This window comes from Paenibacillus hubeiensis (genome assembly GCF_032334105.1).
Taxonomy (GTDB): domain Bacteria; phylum Bacillota; class Bacilli; order Paenibacillales; family Paenibacillaceae; genus Paenibacillus; species Paenibacillus hubeiensis.
On record NZ_JAVYAE020000001.1, the window covers coordinates 676,986 to 699,437 of the forward strand.

Below are 22,452 nucleotides of genomic sequence, written 5' to 3' on the forward strand. Positions count from 1 at the left end.
TACGTACAACTAACAAAAAGACAAATAACCCCGCCATCGCGAAACAAATGTATCTCGCACCCGTTATTTGGAACAAAGGACTTCGTTCATATATTTGAGCCCCGTATAGCGATCACGAAGCGTATGCGCGGTCGCAAAAGCGCGTTCCACCATCTCCGGAGAAATGCCCAGTTCTTCCGTTGTGGTCGGCCCGCCAACTTGTCCCAACCATGCAGACAATTGCTCCTGTTCGGGCAATGATCGGTATACCTGAAAGGCTCGCTCGTTCGTTGTACGTACAAGCTCCTTGTATTTCCCCGTCAACAACGCACAAGCCACACCCACTTTGGCCCCGTGCAAAATCGGTTTGCGACCCAGCTCCATCAGCTCCATCTCCCAGCGATGGGATACATGATGCTCCCCTCCGGAGGCCGGACGAGAGTGATCGATGATCAGCATCGATATGCCTGACATGATCAATGCATCCATCAGCGCAGTCACGCCTTCCTGACTTCCCCCCGCAATCGCATCCACCTGATCGATGCACGCGTCCAATGCCTCTTTGGTCATCCGGTATGCAACAGGGCAGAATGGCTCTCCTCCAAGATCGCGGGATACTTCCCAATCGGCAAGGGACGTAAATTTGCCGAGCATGTCTCCGAAACCTGCTGCCGTCATCTCTTGGGGTGCCGATGCAAACACGTCGATGTCGGCAAAAATGATTTCCGGCGGAACCGCTTGAAACGTTTGCTTTACCCCGTTTACGATGAGCGGCGCTCCCGCAGACGTAAAACCATCCACCGATGCTGCCGTTGGAATTGACAGAAACGATTTGTTCATTTTGGCGCACACGATACGAACGACATCGTGAATCGTCCCGGAACCGATCGCAATGATCGCTTGACTTCCCTGCTGCACGCCCAAAAGCAGCTGTACGATGGCCGCCTCGTCGGCAATGACATCTCCGGCAGCCGCAGGTCTCAAACAGATCTCATCCACCCGGTTTCCCGCTGCTCGAAGGCTCCGCACCACGCCAAAAGCGGCAATGGGCCCCGTACTCGCATCATAAACGACCGTCACATGATGATATGACTTCCGGCTCAAATAGTCAGGCACCTTGCGAATCGCACCATGCTCCATGACCACCTGGATTTCCACCTCACGATGCTCATGTCCGCAATCGCATTCCTGGGCTCGCCTGTTCCAGTCCGCAATTCGTTCGTTCATATTCATTCTTCCATCCTCCTGTCCTGGGTTCATGCATATTTCTTCGGTTAAAGCGCACAATGAAAACAAGGAAAACGATGTTATATTTTTCCTGATCACACTTTACCGCTAGTTCTGCTACTTTGCAACCACTTACCACAACAGAAGCAGGTGAATCTATGAAATTCACGAAGGACATCGGCATCGCCCTCGGCTTTCTTGCCGGCACGACGCTGGGCAGCGGCATCTCGTTCCTGTTCCGTTTCCAGCCAAACCACCTTATGGGCACGGTCGCGATTTGCGGTCTGGCCGGCGTGATTGCCGGCCTCTGGGCAGCAGATTACTTACAGCAGCAGACAAAACGAAGTTGAGTTGAATAAACAAAAAAGAATGGAAGAATTGCGTGTGCAACTCTTCCATTCTTTTTCTGAGATGCGGTCGAGAGGACTCGAACCTCCACGGGGGGTTAGCCCACACGGACCTGAACCGTGCGCGTCTGCCAATTCCGCCACGACCGCATAATATGCAGCTTTTTCATTGATGTGAAAATGCTCCGGTCAAACCATTGCTTGTTTCACCGTAATTAAGAGTATACAGGTTATTCAACACGATTGCAATATATTTTTGTATCAAAAAAAAGGACATATGTCCTTTTTAATCGAATGCGAACCCGCTATCTTAAAACATGATGTCATCAAGATCAGCCAAATCATGTACAAATCAAATTTTCAAGGAGAGATTGGCGTTGCCTCAGACCAAACTTTGTTTTATCGGAGCAGGATTCCATGCCACCACCAACATCCTGCCCGCTGCCGTAGAAGCAGGAGCCAAGATTCAGGCCATATCCACCCGCAGCATCGAACGTTCACGGGCCGCGTTGCTTCGTTTCGGCAGCCAAGGCCAAGCGTATGGCGACGCGCTCGAAATGCTGCGCAACGAAAACTGCGATGGCATCGTTGTCGTTGCACAGCCGCATGACCAGACGGCTCTCGTTCGCGACTGCATTCGTGCGGGCAAACATGTATACGTAGATAAACCGCTGGGATGGAATGCAGCCGAAGCAGAGGAATTATCCCGCTTGGCCGAGCATGCCGGCGTTGTGCTCATGGTTGGTTTCATGAAACGATATGCTCCCGTTTACATGAAATTAAAGGAGTTGATCGACCGGCGCGAATTGGGACAAGCCCGTTCGTTTCAAATGCGCTTCGCCGTGGATTCCACACCGTTTTGCGAAGATGAAGAACAGTTCATTAAACTGGCCGCCATTCACATGGTCGATCTGATGCGTTTCCTCTTCGGCGAAGCGGTAGAGGTAACGGGAACCCGGGCCACAACGGGACGTCAAATCAACCAGAGCATTTCCATCGCGTTCGACAGCGGCGTAGCAGGCAGCATTTATTTTACCGGCATGAGTGCATGGTCCCGCGAAAGCGAAAGCCTGCTGGTCACCTTTGATAACGGGTTTGCTTCTGCGGATGAGATCAACACCCTGACCGTGCACTCCTCCCGCACTTCATCGAATATCCCATGGAAATCCCTTGAAGAGCAGGATACTGTCTTCACTCCTTCAGCCTCGCCCATGTCCGGTGCATACCGCGACCTTTATTTGCGGGGATTCGTGGGCGAAATGGCCCATTTCATGGCATGCTGCCGTACCGGAGCAACCCCTCTTAGCAGCGGGAAAGACAACATTGGCACGATGGCGTTATGCGACCGCATATTGACATCGATTCTGTAGGTTTGGCTGTAGCGGTGGACCGAATTGGCCTTTATTATATATTTCTCTGAGTTCGCTTATAGATTCTTAAGGTAACCAACCAGCTAATGATCATGATTCCCAGAAAAAGCAGGAGCATATTACTATACAAATACGCAGGCGGTTCAGTTATTGCAGGCAGCAGCCTTCGATCCAGTAAACGTACGGATAATAATCCGCCAACGATCGCAATACCTGTTCCCTCTGATAAGAAGCTAGTAAAATTAAGCAAACTCATTCCGGCACCAGCATCATTTTGTTTTAAACTGCTTGACACTATTGTAGAAACAACGGTTTTAGTAAATGAAAGCCCACCAAAAACCAAAACCAATACCATGGTCATAACCCATGGTGCTGCTTCTGCAAATAAGGCAGCGATCAAAAAACCGATGGAAAGTAAGGCAACTCCCATGGTCAATACAACCAAAGGACCTTTCCGATCAACAAGCAATCCTCCAATGTAACCGAAGAGGATGACACTCATCGTTCCGGGAAAAATAATCCCGCTTCCGATAGCCGCAGTACTTAACTGGTGAACATCTTTCATCATATAAGGGACCATGGAGACAAAACCTGCTACCGTACCGAAGATTAGCCCGCCACAAAGGACTCCAATCATAAATGGAATATTTTTACCCAGTGCAGGATCGACAAAAGGGTTTTCAGCTTTCTTAATATGTTTTACAAATATCAGGAAAGAGAGAATGCTGAGGACAAGAAAAGAAATTGTAAATGACGTTGTAAACAGCATAAAAAATACAATGCCTAGTGACATCAATATAATACCCGTTGTATCAAAATAACCTTTGGTTCCTTCATCCTTTTTCAACAGTTTTGCAAGAAACGGCACAGTGATTATCGTCATCGTTGGGATAAGCAGCAAATATGACCAATGGATGTAATGGGCAATCATTCCACCAATGGCCGGTCCGACCCCTTCCCCCATGGCGATTATGGATCCGATAAGACCAAATGCTTTACCCCTGTTTTCTTTCGGGATATAGCGCGCAACTACAACCATCACGAGTGCGGGAAATGCGGCTGCACCCATCCCTTGAATAAACCGTGAAAGAATAAGGATGGGAAAGAACGAGTGACCAACAAAACCGATTACCGATCCGAAGCAATTGGCGATAATCCCAAACAAGAGCAGTTTTTTGATGCCCAGTTGGTCCGATAACTTTCCATATACCGCTGTTCCAACCGAAAAGGACAACATAAAAGCTGTATTCACCCAGTTTGTGCTCGCTGGAAGTTTATTCAAATCATTGGCGATATCAGGCAATGAGACGTTCAGAACCATTTCATTTAATACGCTAAAAAAAGAAAGCACACAAAGCCAAATTAAAATGGGGTTGTGTCGCAAAGTTGATTGTGAATGAGATGTATTCACATTCTACCTCCAAACATGAGGCAGCGTAGTTTATAGGGTCAGTGATACGCTCCCTTCTTCGATTTGTACCCTGTTATATTTATTGCACTTCATAAGTAATCCCCTCCACATAAAATTAATTATACTTATCATTTTTAGTTGCTGCGCTTCATTGTCGCTCTATGCTTGAATATCGGAGCAATACCATAAAGAGTAGTACCCGTCTTCATCGGGAGCTTCGTTTTCCAATACAAAACCGGCAGACTGAAAACATTTCAAACAAGCGACGTTGTCAGCTTCGATCCCCGCATACCACTTATGAATCGTCCTGAGCTCGGGGAGCTGCATTGCTTTTTCAAGCATTGCCCTGCCATATCCCTGGTTCCTGACGGATGGTTTGACTATGACGGCAATGCTGCCCGTATTTTGCTCATCCTGCTCGAGCATAATTATGCCCACGACTTCTCTCTCCGCATACGCGATCCGCACGTGATAACCGGGATGCCGTTCCACATGCTCGTACCATTCACCTAACGGAAGCATTCCCTCCAATCGCTGCTGAACCTCTGCATCTTTAAACCAATCCTCCAGCATCGGCAGATTGTGTTCCGTAAACGGCAATAGTTTGTCAACCCATACCACGCTAATCCCCCCTTATCCGCTTGCATAATCGTCCGTTAAGATACCTTATGTAATAGCTCTTGCAGACTTGATCCATCGTTTTCCTTCATTCAATCTATTATAAAACTCTTTTCATCCAAGGTCTAACTCATCAACAACGCCTAGTCACCAACGAGGTTCAGACCAAACAGCAGGACGTGCAGGCCGCTCTTCACAGAAAGAAGCCGACCCCGTTCGTCCGGGATCAGCTTCTTTTTTTCGCTATTTTCGCAAAGCCTTTATCGTTACGGTACGGTTGCGTCCCTCTTCCTTTGCCCTGTACAAGGCCGTATCCGCGAGATGAAACAGCTCGCTCGCGGACGAAGAATGGAGGGGATGCTCGGCGATGCCTGCCGAAATCGTCACTTGCCGATCCACGGGCATAACGCTGCCTGCAACCGAAACGCGAATGTTCTCCGCAATCTGATAGGCCTCTTTGGTATCTGCATCACGAAGCAATACCACGAATTCCTCGCCCCCGAATCGCGAACTCACATCCTCCGGGCGCACCGATAACCGGATCAGGTTGGCGATATGCTTCAATACTTCGTCACCTGCATGGTGCCCATACGTGTCGTTAATGGATTTGAAACGGTCGATATCGAGCACCACGATCGAAAAGCGGATGCCTTCGTCCAACCAATTCTGGATGACCTCTTCAAACGTTCTGCGGTTGGTCATTCCGGTCAAAACATCCGTTCTTGCATCATAAGTGAGCTGCTCCCTTTGCTTGCGGAAATTGGCCAATGCCGACAGCACCGTACGATTCAGCAAGTCCGCTTCCCGGTTCCAATGCGGCTTCATGATCGGCAAGTACACTCTCCCTTGATCCACCTGCTGCACCAGATCGGTCAGCGATACGAATGGACGAGCGAGTTGTCTCGCAACACGAATGACGATCAGGGTCAGCAGCAAAAAAGGAACGGAAGTGTACAGGATAAGCAGCCCGATTTGATGATTCAACTGGTCATATACGGTCTGGGTCGGAGATACCACGACCACTCCCCAATCCGTTGTGGGCACCTTATAGTAACCTGCGAGAGAATCGACGCCAGCCAGATTTCTGTATTGTGCCTTGCCCTTCTCGTTGTTCAGCAGCTTGGAAACGACCGTATTGCGGCTAATGTTCTCCCCGATTCTCGCTGTGTCGGGATGATAAATGAGCGTGCCTTTCGAGTCCACGATGAAAAAATGAGATCCTTGACTTGTTTTCATCTGGCTTCCGAACAACAGATTCAGAATATTCTGATCCTGCAAATAGATGTTGCCCCCGATCATTCCTTTGAATTTGCCATGCGCGTCAAAGACGGGTTCGCTGACAAATACGATTCTGCGTTTCTTCCGGGGCGTCTTGTACGCTTCAGATATGTACGGTTCCTGTAATCGGAGCGCTGTCTTTGCAGCCTCTGACGAAACATGGTAACCAACCGAATCGGCCGAATACGGCGATATGCTAAGGACAAGCCCGTCCGAATCCACCAATGTCATCGAGTTGAAGTAATTGCTGCTGTTCTTGATCAGGTCCAATGCGGAATTCAGCTTTCGCGAATCGGAATAGTCGAGATCGGCGAAATACCTGGCATCATGGGCCAGATTGTTCTGCATGGATTTGAATAGCGCATCCAATGTATTGCTCATCTGCACGGCATTCGAATAATTCAAGGATAACGTTGTGTTGATCAAAGATTGTTTCTGGGAAGTGTACGACGATATAAACATAATGGTTAACGTCATCAGAACCGAAATGGTAACGAGCCCACCGAGCAATGCGGTGAGACTTATCTTTTTGAACCTCCTGAACTTCCCCCGAAATCTGGATGCTGCATTCTGTGAAATCATGATTGTTCGTTCCCCCGAAATTTCATGAAAGGCATATCGTAATATTTTACACGAAAGTTGTTAAGAAGGTATGTCTATTTCGCAAACATTTATCATCCATGATGTCCGGCATTGCCGCCGGGCCATTCCAAATCCAATAGGAGGTTTTACAGCCAATGATCTTCATTTTGAATGACATGCCCTTCACCAGGCTGCTGCTCCACGAACCCGGCCATTTGCCGCGCCTGATAATGAATTGCGGAGTCGCTTCCGGCCAGAATGCGATTCTGGATCTCATCGCCGGATTCCGTCGGCAAAGCAAACAGGCGTGTGCGGTCAAAATGTTCCGAAAGCGTAGCATAGATGGCATTCACTTGCCTGTCATTGCCCGATCGTCCAAAAACGTTCATCAATAACAGGCCATTCGGTCGCAATCTGTCCTTCACCAAACGAAAAAAAGAGCTGGACATGAACTGTGCAGGCGTACCTGCTGCCGTAAACGCATCAACGATGATTACGTCGTACATCCCCGAAGGTTCCTGTTCCAGCAGTTCCCGTCCATCGCCCACAATGACATCATTCGCCTCGTAACCAAAAAACGTCCTGCTGATTTCAACCACTTCGGCATCCAGTTCAGCCACCTTGAGCCGCCGATTTGCCAAATAGGCAGACAATGTGCCGATGCCATGCCCTATAATAAACGCCGTCTCGAATTCCGGGTTGTTCCGTTCCATTAAATGAACCATCGCTCGCGGGTACTCCAGCACCATTCGGGCAGGCTGCTCCAGATCCATCGCTCCTTGAACGGCCTCACCTGAAAATTCCAAAACCCGAAATTGCCCCTTCTCCCCGTAAAGTTTCTTGATATCGTATACCACCAAGTCATGTTGTTCGCTCCGATTCCGATATAACACTCGCACGTGTGACGTTCCCTCATTCCGCTAAATATAAGTACATTACTTCTATTATAACAGTCACTGGATGCTCCGCTCCATCAAAATGACAAAAACCGTTCCAACCGGGAACGAATCAGGAGCCGATCGCTTCATGCAGCGCATGGACGTATGCCTCGCCCAGAATGGACAAGGAGGCGCTTTTATGGCGAATCCAGCCTACGTTGATCGACTCCTCGCACTCCAGCGGAACCGGAATAATCTCGTTTCCGTTCAAATCCGAACTTAACACGCCCGTAGAGATCGTATACCCGTTCAGCCCGATGAGCAGATTGAACAACGTCGCCCGGTCATTGACCTGTATGCTTTTGGGATGGGAGAGCGTGCTTAATATTTCTTCGGAAAAATGAAACGAATTGTACTCCCCCTGGTCAAAAGACAGGTACGGGTAATCCCGAAGCTGCTCAATCGTTACGGAAGCTTGCTTGGCAAGCGGATTGTGAATGCTGATAAATATATGCGGTTTCGCCGTAAACAGGCTGTTGAACTCCAACCCGGCGTCTTTGAGCAGCTTGTTGATGACTTTGGCATTGAACTCGTTCAGGTACAAAATCCCGATCTCGCTGCGCATGCTGCGCACGTCCTGAATGATCTCGTACGTTTTCGTTTCGCGCAAGGCAAGCTCATACTCCTCATGCCCGTATTGCCGGACCAAATTCACGAAAGCATTGACCGCGAACGCATAGTGCTGCGTGGATACGGAAAAATGCTGCGGAGACGGCTTGGCATTCAGATAACGATTCTCCAACAGTTCGGCCTGCTCGACGACCTGACGGGCATAACTAAGAAATTCGACGCCTTCCTTGGACAATGTAATCCCCTTGTTGGTTCGTTCAAAAATAGTAATACGGAGCTCCTGCTCCAATTCCCGAATCGCGTTCGACAAACTGGGCTGCGAAATAAACAGCCGCTTGGCCGCTTCGTTCATCGAGCCGCGCGTTGCCACTTCGATCGCATATTTTAATTGCTGCAGCGTCATTCCTGATTCTCCCTTCAAACGTATCCCAGTTCTCAGGGACATCTCAGGCAAAAAAACCGTCCACATCCCTCTTTATCATAATAGCCTTAACCCGCCATCAAAGAAAGAACCCGAAACTTACAAACCCAAGGGCGGTGGGTCACGGCACGTTCTCCCAAAAAGCGTCGCCAGAATGTTTTATCCGGTCATTGTCCCACATATTGAGCAGGCCCCCCATCATAGGTGTAAATAACGAGAATTAGGCGTATCCAAAATAAGCACTAACCCTGCAAGGAGGACAAGAAACAATGACCAATCCGGATCATACCCGTCTCAAAAACGTGAACGTGCCTCAGCCGATCCGTAAGGATGGGGCTGGCGGACCAGACCTTGGACCGCGCAACGTGATGCTCGACCGGCAAAATCCGAACATGCTCGTGCCGCCGGCGACCGACTCCGGCCTGTTGCCCAATCTGAAGATGTCTTTCTCGAACACCCATATGCAGCTTAATCAAGGCGGCTGGTCGCGCGAGATTACCGTGCGGGATCTTCCCGTAGCTACCACGCTGGCCGGCGTGAACATGAGCCTCATTCCCGGAGGCGTGCGCGAGCTCCACTGGCATCAGCAGTCGGAATGGGCATACATGATTTGGGGAACCGCCAGGATCACTTCTGTCGATCAGGACGGTCGCAACTTTATTGCGGATGTAGGCCCCGGCGATCTTTGGTTTTTCCCCAAAGGGCTTCCCCATTCCATACAAGGCCTGGGAGAAGGCTGCGAATTTTTGCTGGTGTTTGACGACGGGACGTTCTCGGACCTGAATACGTTATCCATCTCCGACTGGTTCGCGCACACTCCGCCCGAAGTATTGTCCCGCAATTTCGGAGTGCCGGAGAATGCCTTCGCCCACCTTCCGAAAGACCAGGTATATATCTATCCAGACCGAGTACCGGGTTCGATCGAAAGCCAGGCAGTCCAGTCGCCATACGGGACGGTTCCGCTGACATTCACCCATCGGCTGTTGGCGCAGGAGCCGCTCGTTACGCCGGGAGGAAGCGTAAGAATCGTGGATTCGCGCAATTTCCCCATCTCGACGACGGTTGCTGCGGCCTTGGTCGAGATCAAGCCTGGAGCCATGCGCGAGATGCACTGGCATCCCAATGCAGATGAGTGGCAATACTATTTGACGGGGCAAGGCAGAATGACGGTATTCGGCGGCAATGGAACGGCCCGCACGTTTGATTACCGGGCCGGAGATGTCGGATACGTTCCCGTGGCCATGGGGCATTACATTGAGAATACCGGAAATGATACGTTGTGGTTTCTGGAAATTTTCCGCAGCGACCGTTTCGAGGATATTTCGCTGAATCAATGGATGGCGTTGACTCCGACCCAACTGGTGCAAAGCAATCTCAATGCATCACCCGAGCTGCTTCATTCGCTGCGCAAAATCAAATGGCCGGTGGTTTGAACATCCGCAATGTCGTCGATCGGCCAGCATCTTTTTGGGTAAACAAAGAAAGAATCCGAACACAAAGGAGGCTGCATCGTGAAAGCTGTTACGTTTCAAGGCATCAAAGACTTGCAAGTCAAGCAAGTCCAGGACCCGACCATTGAAAAAAAGGACGATATCATCGTCCGGATTACGTCCACGGCCATTTGCGGCTCCGATCTTCATATTTATCTGGGTGCATTGCCTGCACAGAAGGATTATGTCATCGGACACGAACCGATGGGCATCGTCGAAGAAGTAGGCCCTGACGTTACGCGCGTGAAAAAGGGGGACCGCGTGGTCCTCCCTTTCAACATCGCATGCGGTCAATGCTTCTACTGCAGCCACGACATGGAGAGCCAGTGCGACAACTCCAACCGTAATCCCGACATCCATACCGGGGGTTATTTCGGATTTACGGACCGTTACGGCAATTATCCAGGCGGACAAGCCGAGCTGTTAAGAGTCCCTTACGGAAACTTTGTGCCGTTCGTCATTCCCGAATCATGCGAATTGGAGGACGAAGCGCTGCTGTTTCTGTCGGATGTGCTGCCGACCGCTTATTGGAGCGTCGAAAATGCGGGCGTCAAACCCGGGGATACCGTCACGGTTCTCGGCAGCGGGCCGGTTGGCCTCATGACGCAGAAATTTGCCTGGATGAAGGGAGCAAGGCGCGTCATTGCCGTCGACCGTCTTGCCTATCGATTGGATAAAGCCAAACGCATGAACGATGTGGAGACTTATAACTTCGAAGAGTTCGAGGACATGGGTGCACATATTCGTGAAATCACGAAAGGGGGTACCGACGTTGTCATCGATTGCGTCGGCATGGATGGCAAAAAAACGGTGCTGGAACAGATCGGGCAAAAGCTCAAGCTCCAGGGAGGTACCCTGAGCGCCCTTGAAATCGGTATGAAGGCCGTACGGAAATTCGGCACACTGCAGCTTACGGGCGTATACGGCTCATTGTATAACATGTTCCCCCTCGGCAACCTGTTCGAACGCAACATCAACTTGAGAATGGGACAAGCTCCTGTCATCCATTACATGCCTGAATTGTTCCGCAAAATTACGGCCGGCGAGCTTGATCCGACGGAAATCATTTCCCACCGCGTTCCGATGGATCAGGCAAGCGAAGCCTACCGGATGTTCTCCGAGCACGAAGACGAATGCACCAAAGTGGTGCTTAAACCGTAGTCTTCCGGCCGTTTCGTGCTTTAGGGCGGACATCCGCTTGGCCTGTAATGCTTCGATCGAATAGGCAAGCCGAGGCAACCGCAACCCGGCTTGCTTATTCAGCGTTAAGGGAGTGAAGTTTGCTCCTTCACAACCCGAATGCCCACGCTCTGGCCTTCGAACCCAAACAATGTACCATCCTCCCGGCTTTGAAACCGAAACGTCCGTTGAAGATGGTCCGGTGCTGCCAGCATCGTTTCTTCCAGCTTGATCTGTTCAGCGCGGGGAAGCGCCATCCGTTCGCACCATTCGGTGAAAACGAAGTTTTTCCGGAAAACCTCCATCGTCTCCACACGGAACCCGGCGGATTCGAGCATCGAAATCCACTCCGTCTTGCGCCATGCCCGAACATGGCCAGGGTCCCGCCGGCACTCGATTTCATTATAGAAGCGATCCGCTTCCCCCGATTCCGGAACCACATTATCAATAAGCAGCAATCTTCCTCCAGTCCGAGTTACCCGGTAGGCCTCCGCGACGAAATCACGAACATGCGGGAAATGATGCGCGGCAATCCGGCATGTCACCAGATCGAACGATTCATTCGGAAAAGGCAGCTTTTCCGCATCCCCTGGGACAAAATCCACGTTGGAGTGGCCGTTGCCCCGGATGAACTGCCCGGCTGCTTGCAGCATATCTTCCGTCATGTCCAGCGCCGTCACCCTGCTGACGAGAGGAGCCAGCGCATTGGCTACATGCCCTCCGCCAGTGGCTACGTCCAAGGCGTTCATTCCCGGTTCTGCTCCCGCCGCCTCAACCAACCAGGCCAGATCCTGCCCTTTGGCGTGTCCTGCACTGGTTACATACTTGTGCGCATTCTCGCCAAATTGTTTGCGAACACGACTTTTGATCTCATCACTCATTTCGCGTCCTCCTTTAGTTTGATATAGCCCGACTCATCATGTTTCACCAGATAAAACTATGTTTCATTTATCGGTATATCCTCAGCTTATCATAGGTCAAGCTTCCCGAACAATAGGACAATACAAAAAAGCATCACCCCAGTGATGACCCACTCGGGCGATGCTTTTTTGAATGTTGCGGAAACAAAGTGTGGAAGTGTCCGGAAATGCAGTGTGCAGCACAACATTTCGAACGTTTATGATTTCACTGCCGTTGGTCTTTTCTTCCATACGCCCAAAATCAGGCCGGAGATGACCGAGCCGATGGCTACGGCAAGCAGGAACAACAGTGCATGGTTCGCCAGTGCGGCTACGAAGATACCCCCGTGCGGAGCAGGCACGTTAATGCTCCAAAGCTGCGTCAAGCCACCAGCTAAGGCGGAACCGATAATGCAGGATGTCAGGACGCGCAGCGGATCTGCTGCCGCAAACGGGATCGCACCTTCGGTAATGAAGGACAAGCCCAGCACATAGTTGGTCAAACCGGATTTGCGCTCTTGGTCCGTGTATTTCGATTTAAAGAATGTCGTGGACAGCGCGATCGCAATCGGCGGAACCATACCGCCAGCCATAACGGCTGCCATCCAGGCACCATCCGTATTGCCGCTTGATGTGAACACGCCGATGGCAAACGTATATGCCGCTTTGTTGAACGGACCGCCCATATCGATCGCCATCATGCCGCCCAGCAGGATGCCCAGCAGTACGGCATTTCCTGTACCCATGTTTTGCAGGGCATCCACCATCCATGTGTTGATGGAGCCGAAGATCGGATCAAAAATGTAATAACTGATTGCACCTACGATCAAGAGTCCAAGCACAGGATACAGCAGGATCGGCTTCAAGCCATCGATTGCTTTCGGCAATCCTTTAAGAGCCTTGCGCAAACCAACAACGACGTAACCAGCCAGGAAACCGGCAGCTAACCCGCCAAGGAAACCGGCATTGGAGTTGACCGCCATCAGACCGCCGACCATACCTGGCATCAATGCCGGGCGATCGCCGATGCTCATTGCGATAAATCCGGCCAATACAGGAATCAGGAAGTGGAATGCACCCTCTCCGCCGCCGATCGTCTGCAGTAATTGGAAGAGCGGATTATCCGGACTTGCTACCTGTTCGATCAGGAAAGACAAAGCCAGCAATATGCCCCCGCCGACGACGAATGGCAGCATGTGCGAAATCCCGTTCATCAAATCTTTGTAAATTTTGCTGCCCACGCTCATTTTCTCGGCAGCGCCTTCATCAGAACCGGCCTTACCTGCACCTTGACTGCGATAGATCGGGGCATCGCCCTTCACCGCTTTGCTGATCAGTTCTTCTGTCTTACGAATGCCGTCGCTGACCGGGCGCTGCAGCAGAGGTTTGCCGTCGAAACGATCCATGTCGACCTTTTTGTCGGCTGCGATGATGACGCCTTTGGCCCGCGCGATCTCTTCCGGTGTAAGCACATTTTGTGCGCCTTCGGAGCCGTTGGTTTCGACCCGGATGTTGATGCCCATTTCCTGTGCTTTTTTCTTGAGCGCATCTTCCGCCATGAATGTATGCGCAATGCCTGTCGGGCAAGCGGTAACCGCAACGACGAAATCTTCCGAGGACGGGTTGCCCTCAATGATTCCGGCAGGCTTGGACTGAACAGCTGCCTCCGCTGCCGCTTTGGCCTCTTTATCGGCCTTTGCCTTTTGCTTCGCCGCTTCCTTCTTCTCGGCTTCCTCCTGCTTCGCGTCAAACAGCGCGCTGACCTCAGCCGGGGAATCCGTGTTCATCAGTTGAGCGATGAAATCGTTATCAATCAACAGCCTGGAAAGAGCCGCAAGTGTGCGCAAATGGGTGTTTCCGGCACCTTCAGGCGCAGCAATCATAAAAAACACATGTGCTGGCTGGTCATCCAGCGCTTCGAAATCCAGCCCTTTTCGACTCTTGGCAAATACTACGGTAGGTTCGTTGACCGCGCTTGTTTTGGCATGCGGCATCGCGATTCCGTTACCGATGCCCGTGCTGGATTCAGCTTCCCGTTTGTAGATCATGTCTTTGAACATTACCGGATCGTTGATGCGTCCCGTTCTGCTCAGGCTGGAGATCAGCTCGTCAATGGCTTCATCCTTGGTTGTGGCTTGCAGGTCCATGATCATCGCTTCCTGGATCATCAGGTCTGTTATTCTCATTGGTTACACTCCCCTAAATCGCTTCCGGCCCGACACTTGCGGACCGGTCGTCATTCACTTTTCATTTCATACCCAGGTCGTTACGGCTGCACTTGCGTTATGCCTACCTGATTACGCAGTTCCTCAATATATGCACGTTCGGCCAGATCATCGGAGAAGGCGGTTGCACTTCCCGAAGCGACGCCCGTTCGAAATGCTTCCTGCAAATTCCCGTTCAGCACCCATGTACCTACGAATCCGCCGATCATGGAATCCCCTGCACCTACCGAGTTTTTCACCGTCCCCTTCGGAACTGTGGCATGAAAAACATCCGTTTCGGTAATCAGCAAAGCGCCTTCCCCGGCCATCGAGATCAACACATGCTGAGCACCCGCTGCGAGCAATTTGCGTCCATAAACGACCAGTTCCTCACGCGTTTCGATGTTGACGCCGAACAGTTCGGCAAGCTCGTGGTGGTTCGGCTTCACCAGCAGAGGCTGATACTTGAGCGCATCCATCAGTGCCGGCCCGGTCGTGTCGATCACGAACTCCGCACCCTTTTGCCGACACACCGCAATGAGTTTTTCGTAAAAATCGTTGCCGAGCGATGGCGGAATGCTGCCGGAGAGGATGACGATGTCTCCTTGATGAAGGGCGGACAATTTGCTTACCAAACGATCGGCTTCTTCGGTCGTGATCGCCGGGCCCAAACCGTTGATTTCCGTCTCTTCTCCGTGCTTCAGTTTGATGTTGATCCGCGTATCGTCCGCAATGGTCACGAAATCGGTCCGGATCCGGTCTTCCCGGAGTTTATCGTTGATGAAACGTCCCGTGAATCCGCCCAGGAATCCGATCGCCGTATTCTCCGCGCCCAACTGGTTCAAAATACGCGATACGTTAATGCCTTTGCCTCCCGGGAGCTTGAGATCCCGGTTCATGCGATTCAGTCCTCCAAGCTGGATATCGTGCACTTCCACGATGTAGTCGATGGAAGGGTTTAGCGTTACGGTATATATCATGGTTATCCCTCAATTATTTTAGTTTTCTGCGCGATTGCGTTCCGCCAATGCTCCGGCATCTGCTCGGTAATGAGGTCGGCTTCCTCCAAATCAAACAATTTGGCAAAAGTGATCTCTCCGATTTTGCTGGAATCCGCAAGCACGTACGATTTGCCTGACAATTGGTGGGCACGTCTTTTGACCATCGCTTCTTCCGGGTCGGGCGTTGTGTATCCCATCTCTGGATCCACCCCGTTGGTCCCAAGGAAGCATTTGTCAAATCGGAAATGGTCCATATTTTGCAATGCGATGCTTCCAATGACGGCTTTGGTATGCATTTTCATCATGCCGCCAAGCAGATAGCTGCGGATCCGTTTGCCCACCAATGCTTCGACATGAGACAAACCATTGGTAACTACCGTGACGTCTGTGGCTTCAATGAACGGAATGATCGCTAATGTAGTGGTTCCCGCATCTAGATAAATGCATTCGCCATTTTTGATCTCTTGCGCCGCCAAACGGGCAATCATCATTTTCTGTTGAATGTTTTTGGATGTTTTTTCTTCCATGCCGGGTTCCAGCGCTTTCTCGTTCATCAATGAAGCTCCCCCATGGATCCGTTTGAGTACCTGTCGGTTCTCCAAGTCGATCAAGTCTCGTCTTATCGTGGATTCCGAGGCGCCAAGCACCTCAACAAGCTCCTGAAGCTTTACGATACCCCGTTGATGTAAGCGCTCTATAATTGCAGCATGTCTCTCTTCTGTTAACATAGCCATTCCTCCAACTGCTTTCTATAGTATCATATAATCCGCAAAAAACAATCATTTTCTTTCAAAATAATTTAAAAACATTCATCATCCTGCACGGTTTGACGAATTTGTACACACAATATCCTTATTTTACACGTTCAAGCGGCCTATTTCATTCAAAACCCTTCAACGGCAAAAATCCCGCAAACGCTGTGCAAAGCACAACGCTGCAGGATCCGCTTCCGTCATTTCGTCGTCATCCGCGAGATTTCGCTAACGGTTCTTCTCACGTCTTGGTTTGGGTTTGAGCCATTGGCCTTCTTCGTTGATGAATGCGCCCTTGAAGCGCCCCATCTCCAGTTGTTCAATCAGCTTGGTTTCGTCAACGCTTAGAATGTCGGCCAACTGTGCTGACGTATAATACTCATTTGGGTCATACTCGATCAATAGCGGGACCGCCGTATCGTACAATTCCCGAAGCAAATTTTCAAACGATTGCCGGCCGAGGTTCTCCATATCCTTATACAATTGGAGCTTTTGCGACACCAGATTGCGGAACGATTTGTTTTCCAGGTTCATCCACAGGGTGTTGCAAGCCTGTACACTCATATAATTTTGTTCTACGTCGAAAAACTGCACTTCTTCCAGCTTCATATACTTTTCCTGAAAAGCAATGATTTTAATGATGGGTACATCTCGCTGACGTGATGCCTTTTTCAAGTGAGCCCTGAATTGTTCATAGCTCATCTCTTTCATACTTCCTTACACCTGCCTTCAACATCCTACATTCGACATTTTACAACAAAAACAGTTTCGACGTAACCGTCCCGCCAAAGAAAAACGTCTTCTAACAGGCCAGCACAGGAAAATCCCTGCAATCCGGATCCGTTCCCCCAAAAAAAACAAACCGCACAGCATTAGAATGCTGCGCGGTTCGCATATCGGAGCATGGCTCCCTTTATCATCATACGTTGATGCTTTCTCCCCAGGTCGCGGTGAACTCTTTCTCCTCATAACCGTAATACCGTTTCAGGATGGACTCCCGCTCATCCAAAAACAATTGGTCGGCCACCGCCGCCACCAACTTCGGAATGGCGCTGCGGGTGCCTGATATTGCCGATGCAGAGAGACCGCAGCTTGCAAGTGCCGAATAATTGAAAACAAACAATCCGTACAGCAGCGCCTCCCCTTCTTCATCCCTGCTTGTCATCGCGAAGCCTGGGCTTAGATAAGGATGTGCGTCGAGCAGGGCGTTGCGTATGCCTTCGGGCGCGTCGTATCGGTCCGCCCAACGGGCAATATGACGCTCCACAAGCTGAAGCTCCGGACGTAATCCGGGATCGCTGAGCAATCCGGTGCTGATGATCAGAAAATCGAACGCAAGCGTTCCCTTTGATGTCGTTACGATAGCCTCTTTTCCAGTCTCCGCCACACTTAACCAAGGCGCCCCCAGATGCAGTTCGAATCCCGGCCACGCGGCAGCCCGGTTGAATGTATCGTTCGTCGGCGGCTGATTATATTGGAGAAAATGAGCGATCACCGCATACTTGTCAGGGACGGACAATGCGTGGAATCGTTCGATCATGCCGGATTGCTCCATCTGCCGAATCGGGTTGATGCGGGGCAGCTGCTCCCGGCGCACGAAAACATGAGCTTCGGCCACGCCTGCCGCAAGCGCATGGGCGGCATTGTCGAAGGCGGATGCTCCCCCGCCAAGGATCGCAATCCGTTTTCCGCGCAACCGTTCGAAATCGATCGCCTCGGACGTATGCGCATACCGTTCCTTCGGCAGACTGTCTGCAATCATTGGCGGCACATGCCATCCCCCGCCGCCCTGAATGCCTGTGGCCAACACGACTTTTCGGGCAAGCAGCACCTCGGCATCCGCGCCGGCACCTTCCACGTGAAGCTGGTGAATTCCGTCCGGGAGCGGTTCGATCAACCTCAGCTTCACTTCGTTCAGGACGGGAAGATTCAGCACTTGCCGGTACCAGCGCAAATAATTCATCCAGGCACCGCGCGGAATTTTGTCCATGCCGTCCCAACCGTCACGTCCAGCCTGGGCTTCCCACCAGGCCCTAAACGTCAAGGATGGAATGCCGAGATCAATCGATGTCAGGTGTTTGGGCGTACGCAAAGTGACCATACGGGCATAGGATTCCCAAGGCCCCTCGCTGCCAGCCTCGTTTTCGTCAATGACCAAAATGTTGGATATCCTTTCTTTCAACAGCCCAAACGCTGCCCCAAGGCCGCTTTGTCCTCCGCCGACAATGATGACATCATAAACATGCCCATTGGGGTGCTGCTTGGGCTGCAGCCAGTCCTTTCCTCCATATGCCAAATAGGCAAGGTCAGTTTTGACGCGTTCATTCAATGCTTCCAGGCTCATGATTATTCACCCTTTCCAAACAAGCATGGCAACAAAGGAAAAACATAACTTAACGAGTTATATATAAGTTATGTTCATTCGGTAATAAACCGTTCTTTTGCATTTCCCATCCATAGATTAGCGTTATTATAGAAGCTCGAATGGCATATTTGAAGTATATGGAAGGTTAATTGTCATTGAACCTAAAAATAGCTATCATGCTTGTTGATCGAAACGAAAGGGCGGAAAGAGCGATTTTATGTCTGCATCCAACCTGAGAAGCACTGGAATAACCAAAAGATCATGACTATTTCCTAAACGCTTCAAACGAATTTAGTGATTGATCAATAACTTAGAAAGTTACAACGATCTTCTGATCTCTCTTACCGTTGCCGCAATCCCTTCTTCAAAGGCAGTGGATACGATCGGTCCGATCCTTGTTTCGTATTTTTTTCGGCTTAATCGCAGAGGTTCCGTTGTCAAATAGAGCATTTCTACAATTTCTTTCATCACCGGCACACCCAGCCCGAGCAGCGACAACCCGATTTTCCCCAATGCCAGCACCGGTTTTTTCACGCCTGCCGCTTGCTGAGCAATGCGCACGATGTCTTTGCCTGAGATCGTTCCCGATCCGGGAATGTTCCAGTTCTCACCGTACGTGTCTTCCTTGCTCGCCAGTTCCACCACCATCGCCGCCGCATCCGGCAAATATACATATTCGCGGGGAATGCTCATGTTTCCGATAAAAAATGCCATTCTCCCCTTCGCGATTGCATCCAGCGTGGAACCCAAGTAAGAAGCTTCATTGGCGGTCGGGCCATAATAATCGGGCAGGCGCACAATCATGAGACGTTCCCTCGCCCAAGAGTAGCTGAATAACATCTGCTCATAAGCCAGCCGGGTTTTCCCTTTTCGCGTATGCGGCCGTTTGGGATGCTCTTCGGTGACCTCATCCATCTGACTTTTCCCGTAAGGATAGATGCCGTCCATGACAACAACCTTGATGCCAAGCTGCCCTGCTGCCCGCATGACGGATTCGCCGAGCGGAATCAACCTGCTTTCCATCTCGTGATAAGGGACATTGGCGCAATGGAACAGAACATCGGCTCCGCCCGAAGCAGCCACAATATCCTCGCTGCGGAAGGCATCACCGGTTTGGATGCGAACATGTGCCGGATTCCCCAAACGGTGGACCAGCTGCTCCAACTTTTGCCGCGAACGGCCAAACACGATCGTCTCTACACCTCGTTTCACCAGCTCCTCCGTAATTGCTGCTCCCGTTCCTCCCGTAGCTCCGATAACCAGCGCTTTTTTCATCTTCTTTCATCCTTCCTTCTGATGTGTTATTGATCAATTACTTATCTGATGACCATATCATAACGCATAATTAGTGATTGATCAATAACTAAATCAAAAAAGGGCATTTCGTCCCTTTAACGTTCCTTAAGTTCAGGCATATCCAACGCCGAAGAAATGTTGCACAGCATGCCGATCGCCAAAAAGGTCAGCGTTCTGTATTTGGGGTTTGCATATCCGGCCTGGGTGAAAGCATTCAGCACCATATTGCGTACCTCGCCTAATGCTTTTTGCATCGCATGCCGTATCTCTTCCTCCCGCATCGTCTGCGCCTGCATCTGGAGCAGGATTTCATTTTTATGCGTTTCCAGAATTCGTTCGTATGCCTCGATCAGTTCGTGTTCAAGCGCCTCTGCCGATGCCGTCTCCACCACCGCACGAAAAGAATCGATGATCCGCGTCCAGGATACTTCCAGCGCACTGAGCAGCAATGCCTCCTTCGTTTTGAAAAAACGAAAAACGTACGGCTGCGAGATTCTGGCCTTTTCGGCGACCTGCGCGGTCGTGGCCCGGTAATATCCGATTTCGGCAAACACCTCGATGGCTGCAGAAATAATTTCGTTCCGGCGGTTGACCGATGCCACTCCGTCTTTTGCCATTTTAATGCACCTCCACATAGGTTATGAATGAATCAATAACCAGAAGTATAGCGGATCACCGCTCCCATTGCAAAATACTCCGGCCCATACCCTTCTCAATAAAGAAAAAACGAAATAATAATGTCCTAGACTCCGGATAGAATAACTGAGGAGGTCCCTTTTCATATCGGCCTTTGATTTCGTCTCATCTGGAGGATGGTTGCAAAAACAAATGAACCATGCTATATTGATTGAGCCGTCAATCATTGATGCCTCAAATTTTGAGCGCTCAACGATGATGGCCCTGTTCATCATTATGCAATGGCCCTGTATGTGGCACTTTACCATTAATTTGTTAACATACGCCCTTGTCCATGGATGAGATTTACCCGGGAGGTCCAGACATGACACGTATCGTTTCCAAAGAAGAACTGATCCTGACGCTGCTGAACGGGCTGGGCAACAAGATCAGTCCCAAGTTCGAGCGCTGCACGGGCATTAGCTCATCCCGCTTCGAAATTTTGTGCCAGTTGAACTTGGTCGACGAGATCAATCAATCCGCGCTGCAAAAAAACGTCGATATCGACGGGGCGGCCATTACCCGCCATCTGAAACAACTGGAGCTGGACGGCATGGTCAGCCGGCGCAAAAATCCGGACGATAACCGCGAAACGTTCGTTTCCCTCACCGATGAGGGGCGCCACCGGATCGATGGCTATAAGGCGGAAAAGGATATCCTGATCCGCCAAATCCTTGAAGGTTTCAGCGAGGAAGAGATCCATAACCTGGCGGGGTATCTTGAACGCATGCAGAACAATTTATAAACCGTAGACAGAGGAGAGAAACGAATATGAGCACAACGACAGGCAAATTTCATAAAACCAACGATTTTAATGAAATTGTGCTGGGACGGCGTTCCGTCAAAGCGTATGATCCCGAAGTAAAAATCAGCCGGGAGGAAATGTCGGAGATTTTGGCAGAAGCTTCCCGGGCACCTTCATCCATCAATCTGCAGCCTTGGCGTTTTCTTGTCATCGACAGTGCGGAAGGCAAAGAAAAACTGGCGCCGCTCGCTCGCTTCAACCAGACGCAAGTGCTGACGTCCTCGGCGGTCATCGCCGTGTTCTATGATGCCAACAATATCGAGCACATGGATGAAATCTTTGGCAAAGCGGTGGAACTCGGATACATGCCGAAAGACATCGCGGATATGCAGCTGCAAAAAGTGAAACCATATTATGCGAACATGGCTGCCTCCGATCTGCGCGACGTGAACCTGATTGACTCCGGACTCGTTTCGATGCAGCTGATGCTCGTAGCGCGCGCTCATGGATACGACACCAATCCGATTGGCGGTTATGAGAAGGACCAGATCGCGGAAGCGTTCGGCCTGGACAAAGACCGCTTCCAACCGGTCATGCTGATTTCGATGGGCAAATCGGCCAAAGAAGGGCATCCTTCTTACCGCTTGCCTGTGGACACCATTACGACTTGGGCATAATCGTCCCCTGCTTTTCACAAAAAAACGTTGGAGGTTGTCATTATGATTATCATTCACGCACATCTGTCCGTTAAACCCGATCAAGAGCAAGCTTTCCTCGCTGCCGCCAAGGAGCTGGTTGCCGCAACCCGCCAGGAGGAAGGCAACATCTCCTACACGCTGGTTAAACACACCGAGCAAGAACACCAATACATCATGGTCGAGCAATGGAAAGACGAAGCTGCTACTCAAGCACATAACGCAAGCGCGCATTTCCAAGGTTTCGTGCAGCAAGCCGCTGCTTTCATGGCAGCGCCAATGAACGTGGAAGTGTTCGCTGGAGAGAAAGTAAACTAATCTCCGTGAGCAAAAAAAAGATCGGTTTCGGGTCACACAGACGTGATCCAAACCGATCTTTTTTGGGTTGTCCAGCTTTTGCTGTCCTGTCC

The 22,452-nt window shown here is 50.6% G+C and carries 22 protein-coding genes and 1 tRNA gene; 7 read left to right on the forward strand and 16 right to left on the reverse strand.

What is annotated here, in order from left to right; translation table 11 throughout:
* Positions 1-63: 63 nt before the first annotated feature.
* Entirely contained in the window at positions 64-1,212 is a 1,149-nt protein-coding gene (locus tag RSX24_RS03110; protein ID WP_343259625.1) for a sn-glycerol-1-phosphate dehydrogenase, read from the reverse strand.
* A 152-nt stretch (positions 1,213-1,364) separates the two neighbouring features.
* Here RSX24_RS03110 and RSX24_RS03115 point away from each other — a divergent pair, with 152 nt between their 5' ends.
* Entirely contained in the window at positions 1,365-1,556 is a 192-nt protein-coding gene (locus RSX24_RS03115; RefSeq protein WP_236418351.1) for a hypothetical protein, read from the forward strand.
* 62 nt (positions 1,557-1,618) lie between these two features.
* Here RSX24_RS03115 and RSX24_RS03120 read toward each other — a convergent pair.
* A tRNA-Leu gene (locus RSX24_RS03120) sits at positions 1,619-1,703 on the reverse strand.
* Between the two features lie 227 nt (positions 1,704-1,930).
* On the opposite strand from RSX24_RS03120, the gene RSX24_RS03125 reads away from it, so the two are divergent.
* Positions 1,931-2,923 (forward strand): Gfo/Idh/MocA family protein, encoded by a 993-nt coding sequence (locus tag RSX24_RS03125; RefSeq protein ID WP_343259626.1) that lies wholly within the window; start codon positions 1,931-1,933, stop codon positions 2,921-2,923.
* A 34-nt stretch (positions 2,924-2,957) separates the two neighbouring features.
* On the opposite strand, the gene tet is transcribed toward RSX24_RS03125, so the two are convergent.
* The 6 genes from tet to RSX24_RS03150 form a co-directional block, all read right to left on the reverse strand.
* Positions 2,958-4,334: a Tet(L)/Tet(K)/Tet(45) family tetracycline efflux MFS transporter gene (gene tet / locus RSX24_RS03130; RefSeq protein WP_343259627.1), complete on the reverse strand. Its 1,377-nt coding sequence runs from the start codon at positions 4,332-4,334 to the stop codon at positions 2,958-2,960.
* Positions 4,335-4,364: 30 nt separating this feature from the next.
* Complete coding sequence (locus RSX24_RS32270; protein ID WP_356723851.1) at positions 4,365-4,427, reverse strand: tetracycline resistance efflux system leader peptide; 63 nt, start codon at positions 4,425-4,427, stop codon at positions 4,365-4,367.
* 66 nt (positions 4,428-4,493) lie between these two features.
* Complete coding sequence (locus RSX24_RS03135) at positions 4,494-4,955, reverse strand: GNAT family N-acetyltransferase (protein ID WP_339277228.1); 462 nt, start codon at positions 4,953-4,955, stop codon at positions 4,494-4,496.
* Between the two features lie 240 nt (positions 4,956-5,195).
* Entirely contained in the window at positions 5,196-6,812 is a 1,617-nt protein-coding gene (locus tag RSX24_RS03140) for a sensor domain-containing diguanylate cyclase (RefSeq protein ID WP_343259628.1), read from the reverse strand.
* Between the two features lie 146 nt (positions 6,813-6,958).
* Positions 6,959-7,711: a spermidine synthase gene (locus RSX24_RS03145; protein WP_343259629.1), complete on the reverse strand. Its 753-nt coding sequence runs from the start codon at positions 7,709-7,711 to the stop codon at positions 6,959-6,961.
* 109 nt (positions 7,712-7,820) lie between these two features.
* Entirely contained in the window at positions 7,821-8,723 is a 903-nt protein-coding gene (locus RSX24_RS03150; RefSeq protein WP_236418387.1) for a LysR family transcriptional regulator, read from the reverse strand.
* A gap of 287 nt (positions 8,724-9,010) precedes the next feature.
* Between RSX24_RS03150 and RSX24_RS03155 the strand changes: the two genes are divergently transcribed.
* Both RSX24_RS03155 and RSX24_RS03160 read left to right on the forward strand, forming a co-directional pair.
* Entirely contained in the window at positions 9,011-10,174 is a 1,164-nt protein-coding gene (locus RSX24_RS03155; protein ID WP_343259630.1) for an oxalate decarboxylase family bicupin, read from the forward strand.
* 78 nt (positions 10,175-10,252) lie between these two features.
* The gene (locus RSX24_RS03160) at positions 10,253-11,392 is read left to right on the forward strand and encodes a zinc-dependent alcohol dehydrogenase (RefSeq protein WP_343259631.1); all 1,140 of its coding nucleotides are present in this window, start codon (positions 10,253-10,255) and stop codon (positions 11,390-11,392) included.
* A 104-nt stretch (positions 11,393-11,496) separates the two neighbouring features.
* On the opposite strand, the gene RSX24_RS03165 is transcribed toward RSX24_RS03160, so the two are convergent.
* From RSX24_RS03165 to RSX24_RS03200, 8 genes are all read right to left on the reverse strand, one after another.
* Positions 11,497-12,291 (reverse strand): class I SAM-dependent methyltransferase, encoded by a 795-nt coding sequence (locus tag RSX24_RS03165; protein ID WP_343259632.1) that lies wholly within the window; start codon positions 12,289-12,291, stop codon positions 11,497-11,499.
* A 236-nt stretch (positions 12,292-12,527) separates the two neighbouring features.
* On the reverse strand, positions 12,528-14,495 hold the full coding sequence (locus tag RSX24_RS03170; RefSeq protein ID WP_343259633.1) for a PTS fructose transporter subunit IIABC: 1,968 nt from the start codon (positions 14,493-14,495) through the stop codon (positions 12,528-12,530).
* 80 nt (positions 14,496-14,575) lie between these two features.
* Positions 14,576-15,493, reverse strand: a complete 918-nt coding sequence (gene pfkB, locus RSX24_RS03175) for a 1-phosphofructokinase (RefSeq protein ID WP_343259634.1) — start codon at positions 15,491-15,493, stop codon at positions 14,576-14,578.
* Positions 15,494-15,495: 2 nt separating this feature from the next.
* The gene (locus RSX24_RS03180) at positions 15,496-16,242 is read right to left on the reverse strand and encodes a DeoR/GlpR family DNA-binding transcription regulator (protein ID WP_236418414.1); all 747 of its coding nucleotides are present in this window, start codon (positions 16,240-16,242) and stop codon (positions 15,496-15,498) included.
* A 252-nt stretch (positions 16,243-16,494) separates the two neighbouring features.
* Complete coding sequence (locus RSX24_RS03185) at positions 16,495-16,968, reverse strand: hypothetical protein (RefSeq protein WP_236418416.1); 474 nt, start codon at positions 16,966-16,968, stop codon at positions 16,495-16,497.
* 217 nt (positions 16,969-17,185) lie between these two features.
* The gene (locus RSX24_RS03190; protein WP_343259635.1) at positions 17,186-18,610 is read right to left on the reverse strand and encodes an FAD/NAD(P)-binding protein; all 1,425 of its coding nucleotides are present in this window, start codon (positions 18,608-18,610) and stop codon (positions 17,186-17,188) included.
* Positions 18,611-18,949: 339 nt separating this feature from the next.
* Complete coding sequence (locus RSX24_RS03195; RefSeq protein ID WP_343259636.1) at positions 18,950-19,906, reverse strand: SDR family NAD(P)-dependent oxidoreductase; 957 nt, start codon at positions 19,904-19,906, stop codon at positions 18,950-18,952.
* 116 nt (positions 19,907-20,022) lie between these two features.
* Positions 20,023-20,544, reverse strand: a complete 522-nt coding sequence (locus tag RSX24_RS03200; RefSeq protein WP_343259637.1) for a TetR/AcrR family transcriptional regulator — start codon at positions 20,542-20,544, stop codon at positions 20,023-20,025.
* 383 nt (positions 20,545-20,927) lie between these two features.
* Between RSX24_RS03200 and RSX24_RS03205 the strand changes: the two genes are divergently transcribed.
* Genes RSX24_RS03205 through RSX24_RS03215 form a run of 3 tightly spaced genes read left to right on the forward strand, consistent with a single transcriptional unit; the run spans position 20,928 to position 22,360 of the window.
* Positions 20,928-21,347, forward strand: coding sequence for a MarR family winged helix-turn-helix transcriptional regulator (locus RSX24_RS03205; protein WP_236418431.1), 420 nt, complete (start codon positions 20,928-20,930; stop codon positions 21,345-21,347).
* Between the two features lie 26 nt (positions 21,348-21,373).
* Positions 21,374-22,024 (forward strand): nitroreductase family protein, encoded by a 651-nt coding sequence (locus RSX24_RS03210; protein WP_343259638.1) that lies wholly within the window; start codon positions 21,374-21,376, stop codon positions 22,022-22,024.
* A gap of 42 nt (positions 22,025-22,066) precedes the next feature.
* Positions 22,067-22,360: a putative quinol monooxygenase gene (locus RSX24_RS03215; RefSeq protein ID WP_339277211.1), complete on the forward strand. Its 294-nt coding sequence runs from the start codon at positions 22,067-22,069 to the stop codon at positions 22,358-22,360.
* Positions 22,361-22,452 lie beyond the last annotated feature (92 nt).

Coding starts and splice junctions, on each gene's coding strand:
- RSX24_RS03205 (WP_236418431.1), top strand. CDS start 20,928: ATGACACGTATCGTTTCCAAAGAAGAACTGATCCTGACGCTGCTGAAC.
- RSX24_RS03180 (WP_236418414.1), bottom strand. CDS start 16,242: ATGTTAACAGAAGAGAGACATGCTGCAATTATAGAGCGCTTACATCAA.
- RSX24_RS03195 (WP_343259636.1), bottom strand. CDS start 19,906: ATGAAAAAAGCGCTGGTTATCGGAGCTACGGGAGGAACGGGAGCAGCA.
- RSX24_RS03190 (WP_343259635.1), bottom strand. CDS start 18,610: ATGAGCCTGGAAGCATTGAATGAACGCGTCAAAACTGACCTTGCCTAT.
- RSX24_RS03115 (WP_236418351.1), top strand. CDS start 1,365: ATGAAATTCACGAAGGACATCGGCATCGCCCTCGGCTTTCTTGCCGGC.
- RSX24_RS03140 (WP_343259628.1), bottom strand. CDS start 6,812: ATGATTTCACAGAATGCAGCATCCAGATTTCGGGGGAAGTTCAGGAGG.
- RSX24_RS03155 (WP_343259630.1), top strand. CDS start 9,011: ATGACCAATCCGGATCATACCCGTCTCAAAAACGTGAACGTGCCTCAG.
- RSX24_RS03200 (WP_343259637.1), bottom strand. CDS start 20,544: ATGGCAAAAGACGGAGTGGCATCGGTCAACCGCCGGAACGAAATTATT.
- RSX24_RS03170 (WP_343259633.1), bottom strand. CDS start 14,495: ATGAGAATAACAGACCTGATGATCCAGGAAGCGATGATCATGGACCTG.
- RSX24_RS03210 (WP_343259638.1), top strand. CDS start 21,374: ATGAGCACAACGACAGGCAAATTTCATAAAACCAACGATTTTAATGAA.
- RSX24_RS03165 (WP_343259632.1), bottom strand. CDS start 12,291: ATGAGTGATGAGATCAAAAGTCGTGTTCGCAAACAATTTGGCGAGAAT.
- RSX24_RS03150 (WP_236418387.1), bottom strand. CDS start 8,723: ATGACGCTGCAGCAATTAAAATATGCGATCGAAGTGGCAACGCGCGGC.
- RSX24_RS03110 (WP_343259625.1), bottom strand. CDS start 1,212: ATGAATATGAACGAACGAATTGCGGACTGGAACAGGCGAGCCCAGGAA.
- RSX24_RS03185 (WP_236418416.1), bottom strand. CDS start 16,968: ATGAGCTATGAACAATTCAGGGCTCACTTGAAAAAGGCATCACGTCAG.
- pfkB (WP_343259634.1), bottom strand. CDS start 15,493: ATGATATATACCGTAACGCTAAACCCTTCCATCGACTACATCGTGGAA.
- RSX24_RS03215 (WP_339277211.1), top strand. CDS start 22,067: ATGATTATCATTCACGCACATCTGTCCGTTAAACCCGATCAAGAGCAA.